The sequence below is a fragment of the Niastella soli genome (assembly GCF_017742245.1).
Taxonomy (GTDB): Bacteria; Bacteroidota; Bacteroidia; order Chitinophagales; family Chitinophagaceae; genus Niastella; species Niastella soli.
Genome location: NZ_JAGHKO010000004.1, coordinates 830628 through 852843 on the forward strand (window position 1 = coordinate 830628; position 22216 = coordinate 852843).

Consider the following 22216-nt stretch of genomic DNA (forward strand, 5'->3'; position numbering starts at 1 on the left):
AGGACTGGAATGTGGATTAAAATGCAAGGGCGAAAATATATTATGGAAAGGTAAAGGGGCTAAATTGCCCCTTTCTTTTTGAATGGTGGCAAAGAAAAACCATTTACAATTCATCACAAGCTTTCAACCAGCCATGCTTAACCTGAAATACCACCTTACGGAAGAAGAATATTTTGATTACAATTATTACACGGCGTGGGCAGCGCCTGAAAAGAAGAATTACCGGCTGTGGTATTATCTGCGGGTTTTTATGTTGTATGCAGCGGTGGCCGGCTTATACATTTTTAGCCGCCGTTCAGAACAGATCTTTATTGACCTTATCATATTTAGCGTTATTGCTACCATTTATTTCTTAATGGTGCCCTATCTTATAAAACGGTCTATTTTACGCAGGGTGAAAAACATTCTTTCCAAACCCGAGAACCAGCATGTGCTGGAAGAAGCCGAAGTGGTGCTCACCGATACCGGCATCGTAGATAAAGACAATGCCTCGGAAAGTAAATACAGCTGGGAAGCTATCGTGAAAAAAGCCGAAACCCCAGCCTGTTACTATTTGTATACAAACTCTTATCATGCCATTGTTATCCCCAGGCGCGTGATAGCAACCACTCAGGATAAACTGGAGCTGGAACGGTTATTTAACCAGCATTTACCACTGAATTCAGAGTTCCCCACAAAGTGAAGAAACTTTGTGGATAACATTTTTATTGATATCTTTTGTAAGATTCCGAAATTGAATCGGTTAAACGGCAAGAACTGAAGATACACAATGGAAGAAAACAAAGAAATATCGGCCTTGTTCCATTTGATTGATGATCCGGATGAAGAAGTATTCAATGTGGTATCAACGCGCATAATCGATTTCGGGAAAGGGATCATCCCCAATCTCGAAAACTTGTGGGAGAACACTATAAGCGAAGATGTGCAGGAACGAATTGAGATGTTGATACACCGACTGCATTACCGCGATCTGACGGAAGAACTAACGCAATGGAATAACAACACACACCAGGACCTTCTCACTGGTGCACTATTGGTTGCCCGCTTTCAATTCCCCGACCTGGTTCCCGCACAGGTTTACCAGGAAGTTGAAAAATTACGTCGCAATATCTGGTTGGAACTGAACAGCTACCTCACTCCCCTGGAGCAGGTAAATGTGGTCACCAGCATTTTATACAATTATTTCAACTTACGAGGGGCAGAGATCGGTTATCAAAACCCGGATGAATTCCTGATCAATAAACAACTGGAATCAAAACGCGGCAATACCATTGCCAATGGCATCCTATACCTCATATTGTGCGAATTGCTCGATGTGCCGGTTCGTGCCATCAATATACCGCACCAGTTTGTGCTGGGTTATTTTAAAACAGATTACGACTTTACCCGTCATGTGGAGAATCCGTTGTATAAAACAGAGTTCTTCATTGATCCCATGAGCGGACAGGTATTCACGCATAAAGATGTAGAGAATTACTTCAAGCGCATAAACGTGGCTCCGTCGGCCGGTTACTTCAAACAGCTTTCCAATAAGCGGGTGATCCAGTTTATGATGGAAGAGTTCAGCAAATGCTTTACGGATGAGAAGAACAGTTACAAACAAAAAGAGTTGCTGGCGCTTTCAGAGTTGATCACTATTGAAGAAAAACCTGATACTTCAGATACAGATACAGACACGGACGCTGATCCTGAGAACGAATAACGAATATCTCTTTAAATAGAAAGGTGAGTTGCTCTTGAGGGCAACTCACCTTTGTAATTTATGGGTGAGCCCCTTTTAAAGGGGACCCTCCCGGTATAACTTATAAACTGAGTTTCCAGCCTTCCCGATACTCTCTCTTCACAAACTGGTTGGCTTCATCAAAGTTGGTGATCTTCATATTTTTTGCATCCCATAACAGGCGTTTTCTGCCCGGGTATCTGTTGTCGCCTTTAGCAGCAGCATTCTTCATCATAAAGCTGCGGATGGCCAGATTACCCATCAGGATACTTTCTGTAAACGGACCGGCATACTCAAATGGAGAACTGGTTTCGCCTTTACCATATCCTTCGATACAGGCATTTACCCATTGAACATAGTGGCCTTCAGGCACCCGTTTGATCCTTTCTGCAGGCATTTTCTTCTCCTGCATCAGGCGGGTAGGCAATAAGCGTGGATTGGCACCATAACAATCGCACATGATCTTACCTTTGGTACCTTCCATAATAACACCGCCATCCCAGTTACCCATTGGTTCTTCGGGCAATAATTCTTCAGGACGCTCAGGCGTTAAACCACCATCGTGCCAGGACACTTTAATATTTCCCTTTCCATTCTTTTTAGGATAAGTAAGGTGCATGATCGATGAAGGCGGGCAGGCATCAGGGTTTACATAATCGTTCCACATCTCTTTATAAATAGTAGCCACGCTGCACTCAACAGAAGAAGGATAATCGATGGGCAGAATGCGGAACACCGGGTCCATGATATGACAGGCCATATCGCCTAATGAACCAGTACCAAAAGCCCACCAGCCACGCCAGTTAAAAGGCAGATAAGCCGGATTGAAATCGATCTTTTTGGCGGGGCCGAGCCACAGGTCCCAGTCAAGTTCTTTGGGAATCTCAAAAGAACCGGTTGGCGTGGGAATGCCTTGTGGCCAAACGGGACGGTTTGTCCAGCAATGCACGGTGTGCACCTCGCCTACCAGGCCGGCATCCACCATTTCTTTCATTTTACGAACACCATCGCCAGAACCACCCTGGTTGCCCATTTGGGTCACTACTTTATAGCGTTTAGCCGCTTCGGTAAGAATACGGGCTTCATAAATATCGTGGGTCAATGGTTTTTGAACATACACATGCTTACCCAACTGCATAGCCGATAGGGCGGCAACGGCGTGGGTATTATCGGGCGTGGAAACAGAACATGCATCGATGTTGTTCTTTTCCTTATCGAGCATTTCGCGAAAATCCTTGTAGTATTTCGCATTGGGGAAAGACTGCCGGGATTTAACAGCCTGGCGATCATCCACATCAACCAACGCCACAATATTCACCTTGGGGCTTTTGGCAAATTCAGCCAGATCGCTGGTACCTTTACCACCAGCACCAATGCCGGCAATATTTAATTTATCACTGGGCGCAACGTATCCTTTGCCCAATACATGCCGGGGCACAATGAAGAATCCGGCCGCAGCCAGGGAAGTGTTTTTGAGGAAGTCCCGTCTTGACGACTGGTTGGTTTTTTTGTTTTTCTTCATATAGAAGCATTGTGTTTTTTAGAATGCTGAATGTATAGAATTAAACCGATTTAGCAAAATAATTGCAACAAAGGGAAGACGTGCTTCCGCTGTAAAGTGTTGCAAGAGCCACCATACTTTTTTATTGAATTTTCCTTTGCAGTACCCCCAATAATGGGTCTGCAAAATGCTGCAAAGTGGCTGGTTTATACATTAACTTTTTGTAACCTGTTTGTAGGAGGTTTCATGACTATTGGGCAGTGGGCAGTGGGTCATCTTTGGCGGCAGACGGCAGACGGCAAACGGCAGACGGCAGACGGCAAACGGCAGACGGCAAACGGCAGACGGCAAACGGCAAACGGCAGACGGCAGACGGCAGGCGGCAGACGGCAAACGCTCCTTCGCGACATCCTCTTTTCCTGGCACCTGTAACGTGGAACCAGGAACTCAATAACCTAATAACTTAATAACTCAAAAACTAAATAACTAACAAACGCTTACAACTTAAAACCATTCTTATACTCCCGTTTCACAAAGGCATTAGCCCCTTCGAAATTAGTGATACGCATATTAGCGCCATCCCAAAGCAGCTTTTTACGGCCTGGAAAACTATTGCCCTCTTTGATATTATAACTTCTTATAGCCAGGTTGCCCATCAGAACGGTTTCCGTTAACGGTCCGGCCATATCGAAAGAAGAGCTGGTGTATGTACCATACCCTTTTTTGCAGGCCTGCACCCATTGGGTTTGGTGCCCTTCGGAACCTCTTTCAACAAAGGGGAATTTTGATTTGGGCAGTTTGGCGTCTTTCATTTTCAAGGTGGGCAACAAGGTTGGATTGCGGCCAAATAAACCAGCCACCAGTTTACCTTTGGTACCTTCAAACAAGATGCCCCCATCCCATTCGGCAAATGGTTCATCGGGTAATAATTCGGCGGGGCGAGCAGGTTTGATACCGCCATCGTACCAGATCATTTCAACCGGCGCCATGCTGCCCCTTGCCGGGAACTGGAGATGTATTTTGGAGGAAGGCGGATAACTATCGGTATAAAACACTTCTTTAAAAAATCCGGTATATACGGAGCCTACGCTGCACTCTACCGAGATGGGGTAACCTAGTTTCAGCGCCCGGAAAGGCACATCGATAAAGTGGCAGCCCATATCGCCCAGGGAGCCGGAACCAAAATCGACCCAGCCCCGCCAGGTAGCGGGCAAATAAGCCGGGTTAAAATCCCGGTGAGGCGCTGTGCCCAGCCAAAGGTCCCAATCCACTTCTTTTGGAACATCAAAATTACCGGTGGGTGTAGGAATGCCTTGCGGCCACACGGGACGATTCGTCCAAACGTGAACGGTATGTACAGCGCCAATTACGCCGGCCTGGATCCAGGTCTCTACATTGCGGGTATCGTCGCCACTGCTTCCCTGGTTACCCATTTGCGTAACCACTTTGTATTGCTGGGCGGCTTGGGTGAGCATACGGGCTTCGTAAATATCGTGGGTCAACGGTTTTTCTACATATACGTGTTTGCCCAGCTGCATGGCGGCCATGGCCTGTACAGCATGCATGTGATCGGGGGTGGTAACAATTACCGCGTCTATGTTCTTATTTTCTTTCTCCAGCATTTCGCGGTAATCGCGGTAATACGGCGCATTAGGCCATCTTTTGCGGGCATTTACAGCCATACGGTCATCTACATCGCAAAGGGCCACTATGTTTTCTGCACCATTGTTATAGGCGTAGGGAAGGTTCACTTCGGCCTTACCACCGGCGCCAATGCCGGCAATATTGAGTTTGTCGCTGGGAGCAATAAAACCACGGCCCAATACATGGCGTGGCACAATAAAGAAGCTACCGGCGGCTAAGGAAGTATTTCTTATAAAATTGCGCCGGGTAACAGATCGTTTGTTTGAGGGCATATGGCAGCAAGTTAATATTAGGATGAAAGTTAAAAGTATGCATTAACGTTTCATGAGGGCGGATGAAGGAAGTAGGAAGTAAGAAATAGGAAGTAGGAAATACAGATTCGAAATTAATAGGGAGACTAAAAATCTCAAACTTTTCTTACTTCTTACGTCCTACCTCCTACTTCGTATACATCAACTGGCATCAACACGCACTTTTCTTAGTTTTCTGCCAGGATCCTGTAATTAAACCAAAGAAGCATCTAAAGTGATCTCACAGTTCAGCACCTTGCTCACCGGGCAGTTAGCTTTAGCATCTTCAGCACATTCTTTGAATTTGTCTGCGCTGATACCAGGAATGCTTGCTTTTAATACGAGGTGAGAGCTGGTGATGGTGCCATCTTCCAGGGCAACAGTAGAAGTTACTTCCAGTGAATCGGGAGTAAAACCAGCGCCGCCTAACACGAAGCTCAATTTCATAGCAAAACAACCTGAATGCGCAGCTGCAATCAGTTCTTCGGGATTAGTACCTACCCCTTCTTCAAACCTTGATTTGTACGAATACTGCGTTTTGTTCAATGTAGTGCTTTGCGTAGTTAAATTTCCTTTTCCATCTTTTCCTGAGCCGTTCCAAACGGCAGTAGCTGTACGTTTCATGTAATTGTAATTTATTTTTGAAAAAAATTTAGCACAATGAGTACTATCACTTGGGATGACTTCGCAAAAATAGATATCCGGGCCGGAACAATCATGGAAGTTAATGATTTTCCAAAAGCTAAAAATCCGGCTTATCAAATTACCATCGATTTTGGGGAGCTGGGCATTAAAAGATCATCGGCCCAGATAACGCATTTATACGATAAGGAAGCCCTTATCGGTAAACAGGTAGTAGCCATTGTGAACTTTCCCCCCAAGCAGATCGCTAATTTTTTCAGCGAATGCCTGGTGCTGGGCGTTTACACTGATAAAAAAGAGGTAGTTTTACTAACACCCGACCACCCGGTACAAAACGGCTGGAAGATTGGCTGATCAATTAATTTAATAAATTGTTCATATAAGCTCCTTCACTACATATTACCAGTCGCCCGTTGGCTTGCTGCTGATAACAGGTACCGAACACTATCTCAGTGAAGTGCTGTTTATCGATGAACCCGATAAAATTGCACCTGCCACCGATAACAAAGACCTGCCTCCCATGGCCATACTGGCGGTAGAACAACTGATAGAATATTTTCATGGCCAACGCCGCTTTTTTGAATTGCCCATCTCGCAGGAAGGCACGCCCTTTCAACAAAAGGTATGGGCCGAACTGATGAACATCCCCTATGGAAGAACAATCAGCTACCTGGAGTTGTCACACCGCCTGGGCGATCCCAAAGTGATCAGGGCTGCCGCTGCAGCCAATGGTAGAAATAATGTGGCCATTATAGTACCCTGCCACCGGGTTATTGGCAGCAACAATCAACTGGTAGGTTATGCCGGCGGTCTGCCCCGGAAAAAATGGTTATTGCAACACGAGAATAAAATAGCTAACGGGGTACAAACCTTATTCTGAACTGGGATTTATGGGATTATTGGGATTTACTGGGATGGGGATGACTGGGATGACTTGGATGATGGGATGCGGAAGAAAGAATACCTCGGCGTTGTTTTTGCAATACTGACTGAGATATTGGGATTTTTGGGATGATGGGATGAAGGATATTCAAAACTTTTTATGATCAGGCTTATACAGGGAGATATCACTAAAATAGAAGTTGACGCTATCGTGAATGCAGCCAACACTTCCCTCCTGGGCGGCGGTGGTGTAGACGGCGCCATTCACCGCGCTGGCGGACCGGCCATACTGGAGGAATGCCGGCAAATACGGGCCAAACAGGGTGGTTGTGCTATTGGCGCGGCAGTGATCACTACCGCGGGCCGACTGCCAGCCAAATATGTAATTCATACAGTAGGCCCGGTATGGAATGGCGGTCATAACGGGGAACCGGAGCTGCTGGCCAATTGTTATCGCCACTCATTACAACTGGCTGTTGAAACTGGGATAAAAACCATTGCATTCCCGAATATCAGTACAGGCATTTACCACTTTCCGAAATCAGAAGCAGCTACTATTGCCATTACCACTGTACAACAGTTTCTGGCAACCGATAACACTATTAAAGAAATTATTTTTGTGTGTTTTGATGAGGAGAATTATGCACTGTATAAAGAAAGGCTGGACAAAGGGCAATAGGCAATGGGGAATAGGCAATGGGGGGAAGGCAGACGGCAGATGGCATACGGCCATAATTCACCAATGCCTAATAGTATTACTATAACAACATAGAAACATCTTATATATGCCATTTAAAGCGCTTTGGGTAACAGAAACCGAAACCGGAACATTTGAGCGGACGATCATAGACCGGTTAATTGATGATCTGCCATCGGGTGAGCTGGTGATCAGGGTACATTATTCTTCGCTGAATTATAAAGACGCGCTTTCGGCAACCGGCAACAAAGGCATAACCAGAAAATATCCGCATACTCCCGGTATAGATGCGGCCGGTGTGGTAGAGATCTGCCGCAACGAACAGTTTGCGGTGGGTGACGAAGTAGTGGTCACAGGGAACGACCTGGGCATGAACACCTGTGGGGGCTATGGTCAGTTTATTCGGGTGCCGGCCAGCTGGGTGGTCAAAAAACCAGAAAACCTTTCCTTAAAAGATTGTATGACCATTGGCACAGCCGGGTTTACCGCTGCCTGTGCTTTGTATAAAATGGAGTTGATGAAAATGACCCCGGCAATGGGACCCATTGTAGTTACCGGCGCAACCGGTGGCGTGGGCAGTATGGCGGTGTCTATTTTAACAAAAGCAGGCTATGAGGTGATTGCAGTGAGTGGTAAATCAAATGCCATGGAATACTTACAACATCTTGGCGCCACCCGAGTAGAAGACCGATCGTTTGTAACCGATTTTACTAGTAAAGCATTGCTAAAACCTAAATGGGCCGGGGCCATCGATACCGTTGGCGGCGATACTCTGGTCACCTTATTGAAGGCCTGTCAACCCGAAGGCTGTGTAGTAAGCACCGGACTGGTGTCATCACCTAAACTCGATGCCACCGTATATCCTTTCATTCTGAACGGCGTTAATTTGCTGGGCATTGGTTCTGCTGAAACGCCCATGGCTGTACGCCTCATCGTTTGGGAAAAGCTCAATACCGACTGGAATATAAAAGATAAATTACCTGCCATTGCCAAAGAAGTTACATTGGAGGAGTTGAATGCTACCTATATCGATAGTATTTTGCAGGGTAAAATAATGGGCCGCATTGTGGTCAATCTCAACAACCTGTAACTAATGGAAATATTGCAGTGGAAAGTGATTCAGGTGATTCCCGAAACGCCTGATGCAAAAACGTATGTTCTGGAAGAAGTGAATGATCAACCGGTTACCTGGGATGCCGGTCAATCCCTGACTTTTTTGTTTAGCCACCGGGGACATGAAATACGCCGCTCCTACTCTATTTGTACTACACATGGCGTAGATAAGCACGTAGCCATTACAGTAAAAAAGAAAGAAAATGGCGAGATCTCGCGTCATATCCTGCGCACCTGGAAACCAGGAACGCTCGTAACCAGCTTACCACCTGCAGGCCGGTTTGTTATTGAAACCGATAGAACACAAAAACGACAACTCTGGTTTATTGCGGCCGGCAGCGGCATTGTGCCCATTCTGGCCCTGATAAAAAAAGCGCTTTGTTATGAACCGGAAAGCCATATCACGCTTCTTTATCAAAATCACGATGAGCCGAATATCATTTACCACCAACCGCTGCAACAACTGGTGTTGCAATACCCACAACGGTTCACCCGCATCGACTTATTGAGCAATCCCCTCGATGCCGATACCAAACCTGCACGGTTGAATAACTGGCTGCTGGAAAAAATAATAGAAAATAATCTCCCTTCGACTTACGCCTACGCAAAGGCTTCCGCCTACTCCGCCGCGGCGGATTCGACGGACAAGGCGCTCAGGATGGTATTCTATACCTGCGGACCGGAGCCATTTATGCGGATGGTACAGTTCACCCTTCGGGTGCTGGGTTTTAGTGAGGATCAATTGCGGAAAGAGCATTTTGTGATCGAGCCTATCCGCAAACCCGCCTTTATCATCCCACCTACGGTATTCAGGGTAGTGGTGCATTATGCGCATCAAACACATCATTTCACCTCAGCCTGGCCCGATACCATTTTACAGGCCGCTCAAAAACAGGGCATTGACCTTCCTTATAGCTGCAATACCGGTCGGTGCGCCACCTGTGCGGCACATTGCCGTAAAGGCTCGGTAACCATGAGCAATAATGAAGTACTTACAGATGGAGACTTACAGGGTGGACTGGTGCTTACCTGTACCGGTTATGCCACTGCTGATCTGGAGTTGGATATTTAAGTATTGCTTACACGTAACTTTTACGGCCACGGTCAAGCGTAACGGGGTGTTGGTGTTCTCCAAAGAGATCGAGGATGGCATTTACGCCATTTTCTTTCTTGAACGCATATTCTGCATCGGTAAGAAAAGTAAGCCAGATAAAACCAACATCATCCCCTTCGAGCTGAAAAGCCGGTTCATTGTCGGCCGTTACTATAGATGATAACGTAAGTAAAGTAGTTAACTCGGAATGCTCAAAAACATTGTGCAGGTGAATGGTATGCCCCCAGCCAAGAAAGGTTTGCGGTTCCTGTAAAAACGGGAAAGCACCGGCCCATCGTACCCAGTTGGCAATATCATCCAGTTCGGTCTCCCCTTCGTTTACATAAACAATGATCTCCGCCCGTTTGGTATCGGTATCTTCCGCCTGCTCGTCGAGCGCCATGGGTGTAAGGCTCATACCATAAGAGCATAAGGTGCCCCAGGGCCGGCCAGTTTTATCTGCCGGGAAATACGCACAGCCCACCTGTGGATCCTCCTCATTGGGTTCCCATAACAAAGAAGGTGCTGCGCCGAAGTGGGTGCTTAATTGTCTAAGAATATGTTTGTGTTCGTTAGTCAGAGTTTGTTAGTTTGTTAGTTCAGAGTTCCAAGTTTACGGGTTTCGGTTTAAAGCCCTGCTTTCTGGATGCTAAGTTTCAGTTATTAGGTTCGTAGGTTATTGGGTTATTGGGTTAAGACTCGCGATAACTTACGAACCTAATAATTTACCAACTCGAGAACCTAATAACTAAATAACCGGCACCTTCAGGTTCAGCAATAACTGTCTACTTACTAAGTTGCCCATTGCCTATTCCCCATTGCCTATTGCCTATTTTACCATTCCCCCCTCAGTTCATCACTTGTAAAGGCCAGGGGTAATAACGAACTGGCTTTGGGTATCACATAGACTTTTCCTTCCATGCCACCGAGTATGAGCCGTATAGGATGGTTCACCCGTGACTCAAATTCCTGTAACGATTGCCGGCAAATACCACAAGGAGAAATAGGATGATCGCTATCGCCATTTCCGGACTGATAACTGATAGCCATTGAAACGATCGGTATTTTGGGATACAGCGACGATGCCGATGCCAGCAATACCCGTTCGGCACACAAACCCACGGGGAACGAAGCATTCTCCTGGTTACTACCGGCTACAATTTCTCCATTGGCCAGTTTGGCTACTGCACCTACCTGAAAATGCGAATAAGGTGCATAAGCATGCTGGGTTACTTCTCTTGCTTCATTCAGTAACCAGGCATCTTCTTCCGATAACTCCCCAACAGAATCATATACTTCAAATGAAAACTTGTATTCGTCCTTTTTCATAATCCCTGATTTTGTTGTTGCCCAGATCAGACAAAAAATCCTCCCCGCAGAGCGGGAAGGATCACTAAAGTTAGTAAATCTGAATGTCTTTTTAATGTATTGATCTGAACATCCGGTTCCACCGTACACCTTTATCCCAACTCATCCAGATCATCCAGGCCTCGCCTACTACGTGGTCTTCCGGTACAAAACCCCAGAAACGGCTGTCCTGTGAGCGGTGACGGTTGTCACCCATCATCCAGTAGTAGTTCATTTTAAAGGTATAGGTAGTAGCTTCCTGTCCATTTATAAAGATCTTTCCACCGCGCTCTTCCCAGGTATTGTTCTCATACACCCGGATAGCACGTTTATAATAGGAAATGTTTTTAACATTCAGCTGAATGGTAGCACCTTTTTTGGGGATCCACAGCGGACCAAACTCATCGGTGCTCCATAATTGTACCGCGGTATCACGTGGAAATATCCGTGAGTCGCCCACATTCTCCAGCTTACGGGTTACAGTTACACCAGGGAACTTTTTCAGGATCTCCGCTTCTCCTTCGGTCATGTTGATCAGGTAACTATTGGCGCCGTAAGGGATAAAATCGGGATTTCTTTCATCGGTGTTCAACCGGATCCCAGCTTCCCGTAAATCATCATCGTTCAACGCTTTACCATTGGTGGTGGTAACTGTATAATCAGTGGCCGATGTAGGTGAAATATAAGCCTTCTGGCTATTTACATACAAAATGCCGTCTACTATCTGAATGGTATCGCCAGGGATGGCCACACAACGTTTGATGTAGTTCTCGCGTTTATCCACCGGGCGGGTCATGATGGTATAATCGTTCCACACAATTTCCCGGGCTTTTTCTTTGCTAATAGCCTGCAATTCTGCCTCGTTGGCAACTTGTCCTTTTAACTGCTGGTATTGCCGTGTTTCTTCACTTTGCAGAATGTCATAATAGGGATCCTGGGAATCCAGTTCCTTGGTAAGGGTATCCCCTGCCGGGAAGTTGAATACCACTACATCATTGCGTTTAACCGGACTGGCGAACCAGCGGGTATAAGGCAGATGAATGATCTCGGTATATGATTTCGAGTTAAAAAAGGGCATGGTGTGGTGAACAAATGGAATGGCAAGGGGCGTATTGGGAATACGGGGTCCATAGCTGAGCTTGCTCACAAACAGAAAGTCGTTTACCAGCAAGGTCTTTTCCATTGAACCGGTGGGGATGGTATAGGCTTCAAATACAAAAACCCTGATAAGGGTGGCGGCCACCACGGCAAACACCCCCGCATCGATCCACTCCCGTACAGCCGATTTTTTATGATTTTTAACAGCTTCAGGTCCCAGGTATTTCACTTTGGGGTCCATACCAATAAAGGGAAAATACACCACCGACAACAAAGCGGCACCTACATGATCGAGGAAGCTGAACCGGCCGAATAATTTTACAAATTCAACCAGCAGCCAAATGCTTATAAACCAACCGGCTACGGGTATAAATTGCCAAAAGAACCAGTGTTGTTTCAACCGGGTCTTTTTTGTGATCTCCCAGATGTTATAAAAAGGGACCCAGGCTTTCCAGGACTCAATTCCAGCCTTTTCGAATAATTTTGCTAACCCAAAGGCCGGCAATTCTACGATAAGAAAGGATATTAATATTATTACGAACAGATCGTGTAAACTCATTTGGGGCAATTTATTAAAAAAATCCGGGCAAAAATACCATATTAATTCTCACAGAAACAGGCCAATAACGAACAATTTGCTAAAAAAAGTGTCTATTATTATACGTATGGGCACTATTTATGACAAACAGTATTTCATCAGTTGCATTAGTTGTGATATCTTACCTTTTGTTACAATACTATGAATCTCTTTTCCATCCGGGATATTGAAAACTTAACAGGCATCAAAGCGCATACCCTGCGAATCTGGGAACAACGCTACAATCTTTTCTGCCCTAAACGCAGGGAAAGCAAACACCGTTTCTATGATTGTGAGGATCTGAAACACCTGTTACGCATCGCCTATCTGTATAACCAGGGACATAAAATTTCTCAGATCGCCTGCTGTTCGGCCGAAGAAATGACCAAACTGGCATTGGAGATAAAGCCCGATACCGATAACTACGAAATTTTTATCAATCAATTAACAGAGGCTTCCATTGACCTGGACCAGCCCCGGTTCGATAAAATATTGCATAACCTGGTACTGCATGCCGGTTTTGAAAAAAGCATGATCAATGTGCTGTTCCCCTTTCAGAAAAAGATCGGGGTATTGTGGTTGACCGGTCAGGTAATGCAGGCGCATGCCCATTTTGCCCGCTCCCTTATTATTAAAAAAACGATGGTAGCCATTGATGGGTTGGAAAAACCCACATTTACCGGCGGCCGCAGGGTTTTGTTGTTCACCCCCGCAGGTGAACACCACGATATGCCAGGCGGCGAATGCATGGAACTGCCATTGCTGTTCATGCATTATATGCTGAAAAAGGAAGGCGTACCTACGGTGTATATGGGGAAGAATGTTCCGTTGAACATGCTGGAAACTATTTGTTCGCTTCAGCCCATTACACAATTGTATTTCCTGATAATACCCAACCTGAACAAATGCGATATGCATGAGTATTTGAAACAATTCTCGCATATGTTCCCCGATAAAGAAATTGTTTTTTCAGGCCCTGAGGCCTGCCAGTGCAGCTGTGATCTGAAAAATGTGCGGTTGTTGAAAACAGTGGAGGAGAAAAGAGCATTCCTGAAAGAAGGAAAACAAGTTGATCAGTTGACAGCCTGCCCCGACGTGTCGGGGAGTTGATCAGTCAATACCTGTAAGAGCTTGTCCGCCTTTCTTGAATAATTATAATGCTGAAGCGATACTGACAGGTCGTTGCATAACTCAATGGCTGAAAAAAAACTGATCCGCCAGCTGGCGGATGCAAATGATCTCACTAAATTACCCAGTCCACATAAAATATAAACTGACCTGTCAGGTGCAAATGATCTCACTAATTTTGCAAGCTCAAATGATGCTTACAGGTCAGTCTTATTCATTTATCTTTTAGGCACTACATACGCATGTACATCATCCGGCATAATGGTTTTACCCGATAAGATGATCAACCGCTCTACTACGTTACGCAATTCGCGAATGTTACCTGTCCAGTTATGTTGTTTCAGCGCATCCAGTGCATCTTTTTCGATGCCCTTTTTGGGAATGCCATAATCAGCACAGATATCGGCCAGGAATTTATCAACCAGTAATGGAATATCCTCGCGGCGATCATTCAATGAAGGCACGTGAATGATGATCACACTGAGGCGATGGTATAAGTCGAGGCGGAAATTCTTATCATCCACTTCCTTTAACAGGTCTTTGTTGGTAGCCGCAATAACGCGAACATCCACGCTGATATCCTTATCACCTCCCACCCGCGTGATCTTGCCTTCCTGCAGGGCGCGCAATACTTTGGCTTGTGCCGGCAGGCTCATATCACCAATTTCATCCAGGAACAACGTACCGCCATGGGCCTGTTCAAACTTACCAATGCGTTGTTTTACGGCAGAAGTAAAGGAGCCTTTTTCATGACCGAACAATTCGCTTTCTATCAGTTCACTGGGAATGGCAGCGCAGTTCACTTCTACCAATGGGCCGGTTGACCGGTTGCTTTTTTCATGCACCCAGCGGGCCACCAGTTCTTTACCTACCCCATTTTCACCAGTTACCAGAATACGGGCGTCTGTGGGCGCCACTTTATCAATGGTTTCCTTGATCTTTACAATAGGTGCCGCTTCACCGATCATTTCTTCCACTTTGCTCACCTTACGTTTCAGCACCTTGGTTTCGGTAACCAGGTTGTTTTTATCCATTGCATTGCGAATGGTTATCAACAAACGGTTCAGGTCTGGTGGTTTTGCAATATAATCGTAAGCGCCTTTCTTAACCGCTTCTACAGCCGTTTCAATAGTACCGTGGCCGCTGATCATGATCACGGGCACGTCTGGATTGGCTTCCCGGGCTTTGTCGAGGAATTCAATCCCATCGAGCTTGGGCATTTTTATATCACACAGCACCACATCATATGCTTTCTCTTTAAATTTTTTCAGCCCTTCTTCCCCATCGCCGGCTTCTTCAATTTTGTAACCTTCATAAGAAAGAATCTCGCTGAGCGTTTTACGGATAGCTTTTTCGTCGTCGATAATTAAAATGTTTGACATAGATAGTTTAACAGTCTTTAGCTATGGAAAAATCACTTTTTTTCATCCCAAAAGTCTTCAAATGTAACAATATGAAACGGAACATCCTTATGACAATTATCCTGCCGCTTTTCCCTATCGCCGGCATAGAAAAAACCGCAAATTCAACTATTCCCCCACATACTACACAAATGGTTAATACGAGGCCCGCTTCTGTTGTTGACATTCCCCTCCCGGCGGGTTTTAAACGCGTTAATTATCCCCCTACTTCATTTGCCTGCTGGCTGCGTAAAATACCTATAAAAAAGGATACACTGGTACATCTTTACAATGGCAAGCTCAAGATAAACCAGGGTGCACAGTATGCCGTACTGGATATACCCGTTGGCGATAAAGACCTGCAACAATGCGCCGATGCGGTAATGCGGCTGCGGGCGCAATACCTGTACGATCAAAAAAGGTATAGCGAGATCACATTTGTTGATAACATTGGCAAAAAATATACCTGCCCCGGCAAAACAGACAGTATCCATTTCCAACGCTACCTGGAAATGGTATACAGCCATTGCAACACAGTTTCCCTCGAAAAGCAATTACACCCAGTGAATGATTTTAGTACAATAATGCCAGGAGATGTGCTGGTAAAGGGTGGGTCACCGGGACATGCTGTGATGGTGATGGATATGGCGGCGAACGACAGCGGAAAAGTTATTTATCTGCTGGCGCAGAGTTATATGCCGGCACAGGATATTCACATTTTGAAAGACCCGTTATACAGAAAATTAAGCCCCTGGTATTGGGTAGATAAAGATAACTTAATGGTTTACACGCCCGAATGGACGTTTGCTAGCTTTCATTTACGGCGATGGTAAATACCTCGTTTTTTCCCATGAGGAACCCATAGTAAAACTACCTTGCAAGATTTAACAATTCATATTATTTTGTATCCACATATCCTTTTGAAAACATTTATTAATCAAAATCCGTACTATGAAGGCATCAGCAGTTGATGTTCAACCCACACTTTCGTTACCGAAAGTAATTACCAGATTAGCATTATTGGGAAGTTTTATACTTGGCGGCATGGTTGCCTTGCTGATCTTATGCTCGTCCTTCCTGCATTAAAATATTTCAGTAGAACTTTTTATTAATATCCGAAGCAAGCAATGAAATATTAACGGTGTCACAGTTCCAAACCGTGGCACCGTTTTTTTTAAATAAACTCCTCCTGCTGCCTAACCGATAATAACGGGATGTGGTTCAGGTACACCAGCCCTTTGGTATGGCTCTTTTGGAAGATATTGTACCAGATGCCATGGCGGGTAGGTATCACCAGCAGCATATCAATATTTTCATCCGCAGTAAAATTGTCTATGGCTGAAATTACATTGTTATATTCCGGTTCAAAATAAACCGGGTTCAAATCGGCCAGGCTTTCCTGCAGTACCTGTTTGTTATGTAATGCTTCTTCCGAAATCATTTCATGGGGCGCCACTACATTGATCACGTATAGTGATGCGCTGGTAAAACGAACCAGTCGACGAATAACCGATACCGGCACCTGCAGGTTCTTTCTATAATAGTTACAGGCAAAAGCTATTTTATTAACCGGGCGAAACCTCACCTGGGACGGGATCACCAGCATGGGCACTGGCAGATCGATAAATGAGTCGACGATATTGGTATCCCACGAAAGCAGGTTGGTATAATTGCCATCGGTACCCATTACTACCAGCACGGCATTTGTCTCTATTACTTTCCTTAGTAATTCCTCCTGAAAGCTCCCGGTCACCATTTCGGTATCTATAATTATTGACGGATAATGGTCCTGCACCCACTGGTATTCCTGCTCCAGCAAGGCGGCATCGTGTTCTATGATCTCTCCCATAGCAGCTATCGCTATAGCATCGCCCGTCATGTTACCGGGAAAGTTATAGATATTCATTAATATCAGGTGGGCCTGGGTGTTCTGTAACAGGGAACAGGTATATTCAAGCGCATTACGCGAGGCATCGGAAAAATTGGTAACTACCAGTACTGTAGACATAACTATCTCCTCGTATTAGTGGGCGGCATCCGCCATGCTCACTTTGGTTTTAGAGCGTTTAATAAATATCAATACAAAAGGCACACAAACAAGGAACATACAACCGATGTATAAGAAGATATCCATGTAAGAAAGAATGGTTGCCTGCACCGTTACTGAGCCCTCCAGCAATTGGTAGGCGCTTTTGGTGGCGGTGTTGGGCGCCATGCCTTTTGCCTGCATCCCGGCGGCAATGCCATGCACACGAGCCTGGACTGCGGGGTCGTAAATATCAAGGCTGCGGATCAGGTTACCGCGGTGGCCAACTATATCTCTTGTTAAATAGGTGGAAATAAGCGCCACGCCAAACGAACCACCCAACTGTCGCATCATCCCCGAGAAGGCAGCGCCCTGCGCAATTTCAACTCCTTTTAAGGTTGACAGCGCCATAGTGGAAATAGGCACGGACAACAACCCCAGTCCTACCCCACGTACCATCAGTGGCCAGAAGAAATCATCGCCGCTTGTTTGCGGGGTAATTACTTTATAGGTGAACAAACTGTAAATGAAAAATACGATCATCCCCATGGCTATCATATATTTCTGGGATACGCCCCGCTGGATCATTTGTCCAACAATGGGCATCATAAAGGCCACCATCAGCGTACTGGGGATCATCAACAGGCCAGATTGCGTGGCATCCCAACCCAGAATGGTTTGGGTATATAAGGGAATGATAAAGGTGGAGCCGAACAAACCAAACCCCTGGATAAACGACAGGATCACCCCCATCCGCAGGTTGCCATTGCGTAAAACCTTCAGCTCTACAACGGGGTATTTGTATACCAGTTGCCGCCAGATAAAACAATACACCCCCAGGATGGCTACTACTGTTAGTATGACGATCAGATTGCTGTTGAACCAGTCGTCTTCCTGGCCTTTTTCAAGAATGTATTGCAAAGCGCCTACAGAGACTGTCAATAAGAATATACCTAACCAGTCGACCTGGTTCACCGGTCGTTTTTCCGCATATTTCGGACTGCGTACATATTGCAGGGTAAGCAGGGTCGCAATAATACCTACGGGTATATTAATGTAGAAGATGTAGGGCCAGGAAGCATGGTCTACGATATAGCCACCGAGTGGTGGTCCCAGGGTTGGGCCTACAATTACCCCCAATACATAAATGGCTTGTGCCATGGCCCTTTTTTCGGGCGGGTAACTTTCGGTAATAATAGTTTGGGAAGTAACCAGCAGGGCGCCGCCCCCCAGTCCCTGAATAAAACGGAAGACGATCAGTTCGACCAGGCTGGAGGAGTTACCACATAAAAAAGAGGCGACGGTAAAAATGATGACCGAGGCCGCAAAATAATTACGCCGGCCAAACTGTTGCGACAGCCAGCTGGTCATGGGTACTATAATAACATTGGCTATTGAATAGGCGGTGATCACCCAGCTTATTTCATTGAGGGTAGCGCCCAGGCTTCCCCGCATGTCGTGCAGGGCCACGTTCACAATGGTGGTGTCAATGATCTCCAGCAATGCGCAAAACACTGCCGTAATGGTGATGATCACCCTTCTTGAACCATATTCAACCAACGATCCTTGTTGTTCCATATTAATTCTTATTACTTAATCCAGGTGCACATCCACATTCACGTTCATACCGGCCTTTAGTTGTTTCACCAGGGAATCCTGTTTATTGAACTCTATTTTAACGGGCAGGCGTTGTACCACTTTTACAAAGTTGCCACTGGCATTGTCGGGTGGCAGCAAGGCAAACCGCGCGCCGGTAGCGGGTGAAAAAGAAGTAACGGTGGCTTCAAAGTCATGTTTTGGAAATGCATCTACATTGATGGTCACTTTTTGACCAATGCGCAGGTCATTGAACTGGGTTTCTTTAAAATTGGCCACTACCCAAATGTCATTGTCCTGTATCACACTGAAGGTGGCCTGACCAGCCTGTAAATACTGCCCTGCCTGTACGTTTATTTTTGAGGTGATACCATCTGCCGGGGCTGTTACCACCGTGTATGACAAATTCAGTTTGGCATCGTCCACATCAACCTGTCGTTGTTTTATGGCCGAGCTGGCAACATTTATCTGGGTAGAGGTAGCGTTGCTTTGCGAGCTCACTGCGCTGGTTTGACGGGTAGCCTGGTTCTTTTGTTCCTGTAATACCTGTAATTGCTTTTCCGCTTTTTCCTTGTTGGCCTGTGCCTGTTCAAATTGTTGCAGGGTGATGGAATGGTCTTTTATGAGGTTGGCATAGCGGTTATAATCCTGCGTAGCCTGCCATACGCTTACTTTAGCGGCTTCAATTTGAGCATCTGCTGCTTTAATGGCGGCAGCGGAGGTACCTATATTCGCTGCTGCTGCCTGTGAGGTAGCTTTGGCTGAAGTGAGGTTGCTCTGAGCGGTGCCCAATGCGGCTTCCGCCTGTTCAACTTTCAGTGTAAGGTCCCGGTCGTCGAGCAACAACAGGGTATCGCCCTTCTTTACTTTCTGGTTATCTTTTACCCTTACTTCCGTTACATACCCTGAGATCTTAGGTATCACCGGGTTGATGTTGGCTTCCACCTGTGCGTCATCCGTTTCTTCATGATGCTTTGCATGAATGTATTTACTGATGCCAAAGGCACCACCAACGATCACTAATAAGATCAATACAATTAAAAAACCCCGGCTCTTCTTTTTAGGAGCGGCTGCTGCGCCTGTTTGTTGAGTTGTTGCCATATACTATTGTTGTTCCCTTTTTTAGAAAAGGATTTATTCTAAAACTATTGATTGAGCAAACCTGCTTTTTGCAGTAAGGTTTGATAGGCCAATACCAGGTCGGCCTTTGCAAAGGCTACGTTTAACCGGGCCTGTAACTGCGCCACATCGGCATCGAGCAGGTCGGTAAGCGTAAGCAGGTTATTGGCGTATTTGTTTTTGTTGATGCGGTAATTTTCAGTGGCCTGGTCAAGCGCCTTATTGTATACTTCTATCTTTTTTACGCCCGACATATAATCCTGGTAGGCTTTGTTAATAGAAAGCCGGATGGCGTCATCGAGCATAGCCGCATTGACAGTCAGCTGGTCCTGCCGGGCTTTAGCCTGTGCCACTTTTGAACTTGTTTTCCAAAAGGATGATAGATTATATTTCACGCCAAGGCCTGCGTTCATTGCATTGGTTACCCGAATGAATTTGGGCACCTCGGCATATACATAACCACCGGTGAGCGCAATGGAAGGATAGTAGTCGCCCCTGGCTATTTTCACCCCGGCAGCGGCTGCCTTTTGCCGGTAATCCAGCGCTTTGAGGTCGTGCCGGTTTTCAGCGGCGAGTTGTTCGTATTCATCAATGGTTTTTACTGCACCGGGTGGAACTATACTGGCAGAATCAGCCACCAGTACCGTTTTTTCGGGAAGCCCCAGCATGAGGTCCATGTTTACAATAGCCAGTTGGTGGTTATTTTGCGCATCAAGCAGGGTCAATTCCAGGTTGGAGGTTTCCTGTTGTGCTTTTAACAGGTCATTTCTTGCCAGGGTGCCATTCCGTTCCAGGTTAACGAAATCGGTGTCCCGCTGGCGGGATTGCGCCAGGTTCTCTTCTACCAATTTTACGGCAGCGCTGGCCTTGTACAGGTTTATGTAAGCAGCAATGGTGTTTAAGATCACATCCTGGCGATCGTTATCGGCATCCATCTCAGCTGCTTTTTCCAGGAATTTCGCCGATTCAACCCCATACTTGATCTTCAAACCAGCATACAGGGGAAGGGATAAATTGGCCATTCCAAACATCGCCTGATTTAAATGTGAAGGGGAAGAAATGGCATTGCTGTCATTACCGGCAGCCCCCACCGTTTTTATATTGAGCTTCGGTTGGTTAACCCGTAAGTAAGAGGCGCTGATATTGATATCAGGATATCTTCTTTCCATCGCCTCTTTGGTTGCAGCAACAGCCTCGGTGATCCTGGCCTTATTCAGTTTTAGTTGCTTACTGCTTTTGATACCCAGGTCTAATGCTTCTTGCAAAGTAATTGTCTTGCTTTCCTGGGCATGTGAGCTGGTAAAGCAGCCTAGCATACAGAACGCCAGTAACATGCGGATCATGTAAATTCTATTCTTCATACTAAAATGGCTTTTAACAGGGATTGTGCCGGAAACCGATTGCAGTTTCCGGGAATACAGCATATAGTCAATCGCTTGCAATTAAGGTACCTGGCAAGCTGTATCCGGTAATTGGTAACAGCCTCCCCTTTTAAATGAATAATTATTCATCTAAAAGGCAAAAAAAAATCAGGCTTTAATGCCATCCCAGCAAAGCTGGAAGTTGGCTTCCAGTATTTCGCTGGTCAATTTTATGTGGTAATACATGGTCCTTTTGGCAATTTCGTTGATGGCGCCAACCATTAGGGAAAGCAGCCACGTGGTGTCTATGTCTTTTATCAGGTGTTCCTTTTTACCCCGTTCTATCAGATGGAGGAGCGGCTCAAATATTTTTCGCAGCCGCACTTTCGATTCCTCGTCAATAAAGGGAGAATGAAAACATTGTTCAATGAATATGCTTTCATTGAAGTGTGTTACCCGACGGTGTACAATATTCAACCAGATGGTATGAAACCCGATCTTGAATGGCTGGGCCGGATCGTAATTGCTAAAGAAGGTGCTGGCCGAACTTCTGATACAGACATCGAACAGCGCATTGATCAGGGCTTCCTTGTTTTTAAAGTAGATGTACAGTGTACCGGTGGCAATGCCGGCCTCTTTGGCCACCATTTGCATAGTGATACCCGCCAGTCCGCTCGCCTTTACCAGGTTGAGGGTAGCCTTGTAAATTTCATTGATCTTATTCTCATCTCTGGGTTTCACGATGCAAAGTTAAATGAATAATTATTCAGTTAAAAGGCTGTAGGGAGATTTATTTTAGGGCCGGTTTACTGTTCAGCGTTCACGGTTCAAAGTGAAGGGTTCAAAGTGAAAGGTTCAAAGTTCGCTGTTCAGATTTCGCAGAAAGGGGCTGACGGCGACTTGTTTATATTCAGACACTTCCTGTATCGGAACCGGACAGTACCAACGGATTGCCATACATAAAATGTTAGTTATTAAATAG

The 22216-nt window shown here is 45.7% G+C and carries 23 protein-coding genes; 11 read left to right on the forward strand and 12 right to left on the reverse strand.

All coding sequences use genetic code 11. The features are described 5' to 3' along the window. Positions 1-82: 82 nt before the first annotated feature. Both J7I42_RS18240 and J7I42_RS18245 read left to right on the forward strand, forming a co-directional pair. The gene (locus tag J7I42_RS18240) at positions 83-682 is read left to right on the forward strand and encodes a YcxB family protein (protein WP_209140277.1); all 600 of its coding nucleotides are present in this window, start codon (positions 83-85) and stop codon (positions 680-682) included. Positions 683-769: 87 nt separating this feature from the next. Then, a complete protein-coding gene (locus tag J7I42_RS18245; RefSeq protein WP_209140278.1) occupies positions 770-1702 on the forward strand; it encodes a transglutaminase family protein in 933 nt (310 codons plus the stop codon). A gap of 100 nt (positions 1703-1802) precedes the next feature. On the opposite strand, the gene J7I42_RS18250 is transcribed toward J7I42_RS18245, so the two are convergent. After that, positions 1803-3242, reverse strand: a complete 1440-nt coding sequence (locus J7I42_RS18250; protein WP_209140279.1) for a Gfo/Idh/MocA family protein — start codon at positions 3240-3242, stop codon at positions 1803-1805. A gap of 153 nt (positions 3243-3395) precedes the next feature. Here J7I42_RS18250 and J7I42_RS18255 point away from each other — a divergent pair, with 153 nt between their 5' ends. Then, positions 3396-3653, forward strand: coding sequence for a hypothetical protein (locus J7I42_RS18255; RefSeq protein WP_209140280.1), 258 nt, complete (start codon positions 3396-3398; stop codon positions 3651-3653). A 65-nt stretch (positions 3654-3718) separates the two neighbouring features. Here J7I42_RS18255 and J7I42_RS18260 read toward each other — a convergent pair whose 3' ends face one another. Beyond that, on the reverse strand, positions 3719-5137 hold the full coding sequence (locus tag J7I42_RS18260; protein WP_209140281.1) for a Gfo/Idh/MocA family protein: 1419 nt from the start codon (positions 5135-5137) through the stop codon (positions 3719-3721). Between the two features lie 231 nt (positions 5138-5368). Then, positions 5369-5779 (reverse strand): OsmC family protein, encoded by a 411-nt coding sequence (locus J7I42_RS18265; RefSeq protein ID WP_209140282.1) that lies wholly within the window; start codon positions 5777-5779, stop codon positions 5369-5371. Positions 5780-5815: 36 nt separating this feature from the next. Between J7I42_RS18265 and J7I42_RS18270 the strand changes: the two genes are divergently transcribed. The 5 genes from J7I42_RS18270 (at position 5816) to J7I42_RS18290 (ending at position 9561) form a co-directional block, all read left to right on the forward strand. Beyond that, a complete protein-coding gene (locus tag J7I42_RS18270) occupies positions 5816-6151 on the forward strand; it encodes a tRNA-binding protein (RefSeq protein WP_209140283.1) in 336 nt (111 codons plus the stop codon). Positions 6152-6176: 25 nt separating this feature from the next. Further along, the gene (locus tag J7I42_RS35630) at positions 6177-6677 is read left to right on the forward strand and encodes a methylated-DNA--[protein]-cysteine S-methyltransferase (RefSeq protein ID WP_209140731.1); all 501 of its coding nucleotides are present in this window, start codon (positions 6177-6179) and stop codon (positions 6675-6677) included. 162 nt (positions 6678-6839) lie between these two features. Next, positions 6840-7358: an O-acetyl-ADP-ribose deacetylase gene (locus J7I42_RS18280; protein ID WP_209140284.1), complete on the forward strand. Its 519-nt coding sequence runs from the start codon at positions 6840-6842 to the stop codon at positions 7356-7358. A 106-nt stretch (positions 7359-7464) separates the two neighbouring features. Beyond that, complete coding sequence (locus J7I42_RS18285) at positions 7465-8466, forward strand: YhdH/YhfP family quinone oxidoreductase (protein ID WP_236065517.1); 1002 nt, start codon at positions 7465-7467, stop codon at positions 8464-8466. 3 nt (positions 8467-8469) lie between these two features. After that, a complete protein-coding gene (locus J7I42_RS18290; protein ID WP_209140285.1) occupies positions 8470-9561 on the forward strand; it encodes a flavin reductase family protein in 1092 nt (363 codons plus the stop codon). A 7-nt stretch (positions 9562-9568) separates the two neighbouring features. Here the strand turns inward: J7I42_RS18290 and J7I42_RS18295 are convergent, their stop codons facing one another. The 3 genes from J7I42_RS18295 to J7I42_RS18305 form a co-directional block, all read right to left on the reverse strand. Then, on the reverse strand, positions 9569-10066 hold the full coding sequence (locus tag J7I42_RS18295) for a suppressor of fused domain protein (protein WP_317196252.1): 498 nt from the start codon (positions 10064-10066) through the stop codon (positions 9569-9571). A gap of 350 nt (positions 10067-10416) precedes the next feature. After that, a complete protein-coding gene (locus J7I42_RS18300; RefSeq protein WP_209140287.1) occupies positions 10417-10911 on the reverse strand; it encodes a cytidine deaminase in 495 nt (164 codons plus the stop codon). 91 nt (positions 10912-11002) lie between these two features. Continuing rightward, positions 11003-12586, reverse strand: coding sequence for a S26 family signal peptidase (locus tag J7I42_RS18305; protein ID WP_209140288.1), 1584 nt, complete (start codon positions 12584-12586; stop codon positions 11003-11005). Positions 12587-12766: 180 nt separating this feature from the next. Here J7I42_RS18305 and J7I42_RS18310 point away from each other — a divergent pair, with 180 nt between their 5' ends. Continuing rightward, positions 12767-13714 carry a MerR family transcriptional regulator gene (locus tag J7I42_RS18310; protein WP_209140289.1) on the forward strand — a complete coding sequence of 316 codons (948 nt, stop codon included), beginning with the start codon at positions 12767-12769 and terminating at the stop codon, positions 13712-13714. A 236-nt stretch (positions 13715-13950) separates the two neighbouring features. Here J7I42_RS18310 and J7I42_RS18315 read toward each other — a convergent pair whose 3' ends face one another. Then, positions 13951-15114, reverse strand: coding sequence for a sigma-54-dependent transcriptional regulator (locus J7I42_RS18315; protein ID WP_209140290.1), 1164 nt, complete (start codon positions 15112-15114; stop codon positions 13951-13953). A gap of 71 nt (positions 15115-15185) precedes the next feature. Here J7I42_RS18315 and J7I42_RS18320 point away from each other — a divergent pair, with 71 nt between their 5' ends. Next, positions 15186-15965 (forward strand): DUF4846 domain-containing protein, encoded by a 780-nt coding sequence (locus tag J7I42_RS18320; protein ID WP_209140291.1) that lies wholly within the window; start codon positions 15186-15188, stop codon positions 15963-15965. Between the two features lie 118 nt (positions 15966-16083). Continuing rightward, complete coding sequence (locus tag J7I42_RS35410; RefSeq protein ID WP_262898136.1) at positions 16084-16218, forward strand: hypothetical protein; 135 nt, start codon at positions 16084-16086, stop codon at positions 16216-16218. Between the two features lie 88 nt (positions 16219-16306). Here the strand turns inward: J7I42_RS35410 and J7I42_RS18325 are convergent, their stop codons facing one another. The 5 genes from J7I42_RS18325 to J7I42_RS18345 form a co-directional block, all read right to left on the reverse strand. Continuing rightward, positions 16307-17140 (reverse strand): universal stress protein, encoded by an 834-nt coding sequence (locus J7I42_RS18325; RefSeq protein ID WP_209140292.1) that lies wholly within the window; start codon positions 17138-17140, stop codon positions 16307-16309. Positions 17141-17155: 15 nt separating this feature from the next. Then, positions 17156-18736 carry a DHA2 family efflux MFS transporter permease subunit gene (locus J7I42_RS18330; RefSeq protein WP_209140293.1) on the reverse strand — a complete coding sequence of 527 codons (1581 nt, stop codon included), beginning with the start codon at positions 18734-18736 and terminating at the stop codon, positions 17156-17158. Between the two features lie 15 nt (positions 18737-18751). Beyond that, a complete protein-coding gene (locus J7I42_RS18335; protein WP_209140294.1) occupies positions 18752-19855 on the reverse strand; it encodes an HlyD family secretion protein in 1104 nt (367 codons plus the stop codon). A gap of 44 nt (positions 19856-19899) precedes the next feature. Beyond that, positions 19900-21234, reverse strand: a complete 1335-nt coding sequence (locus J7I42_RS18340) for a TolC family protein (protein ID WP_209140295.1) — start codon at positions 21232-21234, stop codon at positions 19900-19902. A gap of 168 nt (positions 21235-21402) precedes the next feature. Beyond that, positions 21403-21975, reverse strand: coding sequence for a TetR/AcrR family transcriptional regulator (locus J7I42_RS18345; RefSeq protein WP_209140296.1), 573 nt, complete (start codon positions 21973-21975; stop codon positions 21403-21405). Between the last annotated feature and the right edge of the window lie 241 nt (positions 21976-22216).

Bases quoted from the DNA above. Each gene is read 5' to 3' on its own strand.
- J7I42_RS18270 (WP_209140283.1), top strand. From the start codon at position 5,816: ATGAGTACTATCACTTGGGATGACTTCGCAAAAATAGATATCCGGGCC.
- J7I42_RS35410 (WP_262898136.1), top strand. From the start codon at position 16,084: ATGAAGGCATCAGCAGTTGATGTTCAACCCACACTTTCGTTACCGAAA.
- J7I42_RS18315 (WP_209140290.1), bottom strand. From the start codon at position 15,114: ATGTCAAACATTTTAATTATCGACGACGAAAAAGCTATCCGTAAAACG.
- J7I42_RS18330 (WP_209140293.1), bottom strand. From the start codon at position 18,736: ATGGAACAACAAGGATCGTTGGTTGAATATGGTTCAAGAAGGGTGATC.
- J7I42_RS18285 (WP_236065517.1), top strand. From the start codon at position 7,465: ATGCCATTTAAAGCGCTTTGGGTAACAGAAACCGAAACCGGAACATTT.
- J7I42_RS18255 (WP_209140280.1), top strand. From the start codon at position 3,396: ATGGGTCTGCAAAATGCTGCAAAGTGGCTGGTTTATACATTAACTTTT.
- J7I42_RS18300 (WP_209140287.1), bottom strand. From the start codon at position 10,911: ATGAAAAAGGACGAATACAAGTTTTCATTTGAAGTATATGATTCTGTT.
- J7I42_RS18260 (WP_209140281.1), bottom strand. From the start codon at position 5,137: ATGCCCTCAAACAAACGATCTGTTACCCGGCGCAATTTTATAAGAAAT.
- J7I42_RS18280 (WP_209140284.1), top strand. From the start codon at position 6,840: ATGATCAGGCTTATACAGGGAGATATCACTAAAATAGAAGTTGACGCT.
- J7I42_RS18245 (WP_209140278.1), top strand. From the start codon at position 770: ATGGAAGAAAACAAAGAAATATCGGCCTTGTTCCATTTGATTGATGAT.
- J7I42_RS18240 (WP_209140277.1), top strand. From the start codon at position 83: ATGGTGGCAAAGAAAAACCATTTACAATTCATCACAAGCTTTCAACCA.
- J7I42_RS18305 (WP_209140288.1), bottom strand. From the start codon at position 12,586: ATGAGTTTACACGATCTGTTCGTAATAATATTAATATCCTTTCTTATC.
- J7I42_RS18310 (WP_209140289.1), top strand. From the start codon at position 12,767: ATGAATCTCTTTTCCATCCGGGATATTGAAAACTTAACAGGCATCAAA.
- J7I42_RS18290 (WP_209140285.1), top strand. From the start codon at position 8,470: ATGGAAATATTGCAGTGGAAAGTGATTCAGGTGATTCCCGAAACGCCT.
- J7I42_RS18320 (WP_209140291.1), top strand. From the start codon at position 15,186: ATGAAACGGAACATCCTTATGACAATTATCCTGCCGCTTTTCCCTATC.
- J7I42_RS18340 (WP_209140295.1), bottom strand. From the start codon at position 21,234: ATGAAGAATAGAATTTACATGATCCGCATGTTACTGGCGTTCTGTATG.
- J7I42_RS18265 (WP_209140282.1), bottom strand. From the start codon at position 5,779: ATGAAACGTACAGCTACTGCCGTTTGGAACGGCTCAGGAAAAGATGGA.
- J7I42_RS18250 (WP_209140279.1), bottom strand. From the start codon at position 3,242: ATGAAGAAAAACAAAAAAACCAACCAGTCGTCAAGACGGGACTTCCTC.
- J7I42_RS18335 (WP_209140294.1), bottom strand. From the start codon at position 19,855: ATGGCAACAACTCAACAAACAGGCGCAGCAGCCGCTCCTAAAAAGAAG.
- J7I42_RS18325 (WP_209140292.1), bottom strand. From the start codon at position 17,140: ATGTCTACAGTACTGGTAGTTACCAATTTTTCCGATGCCTCGCGTAAT.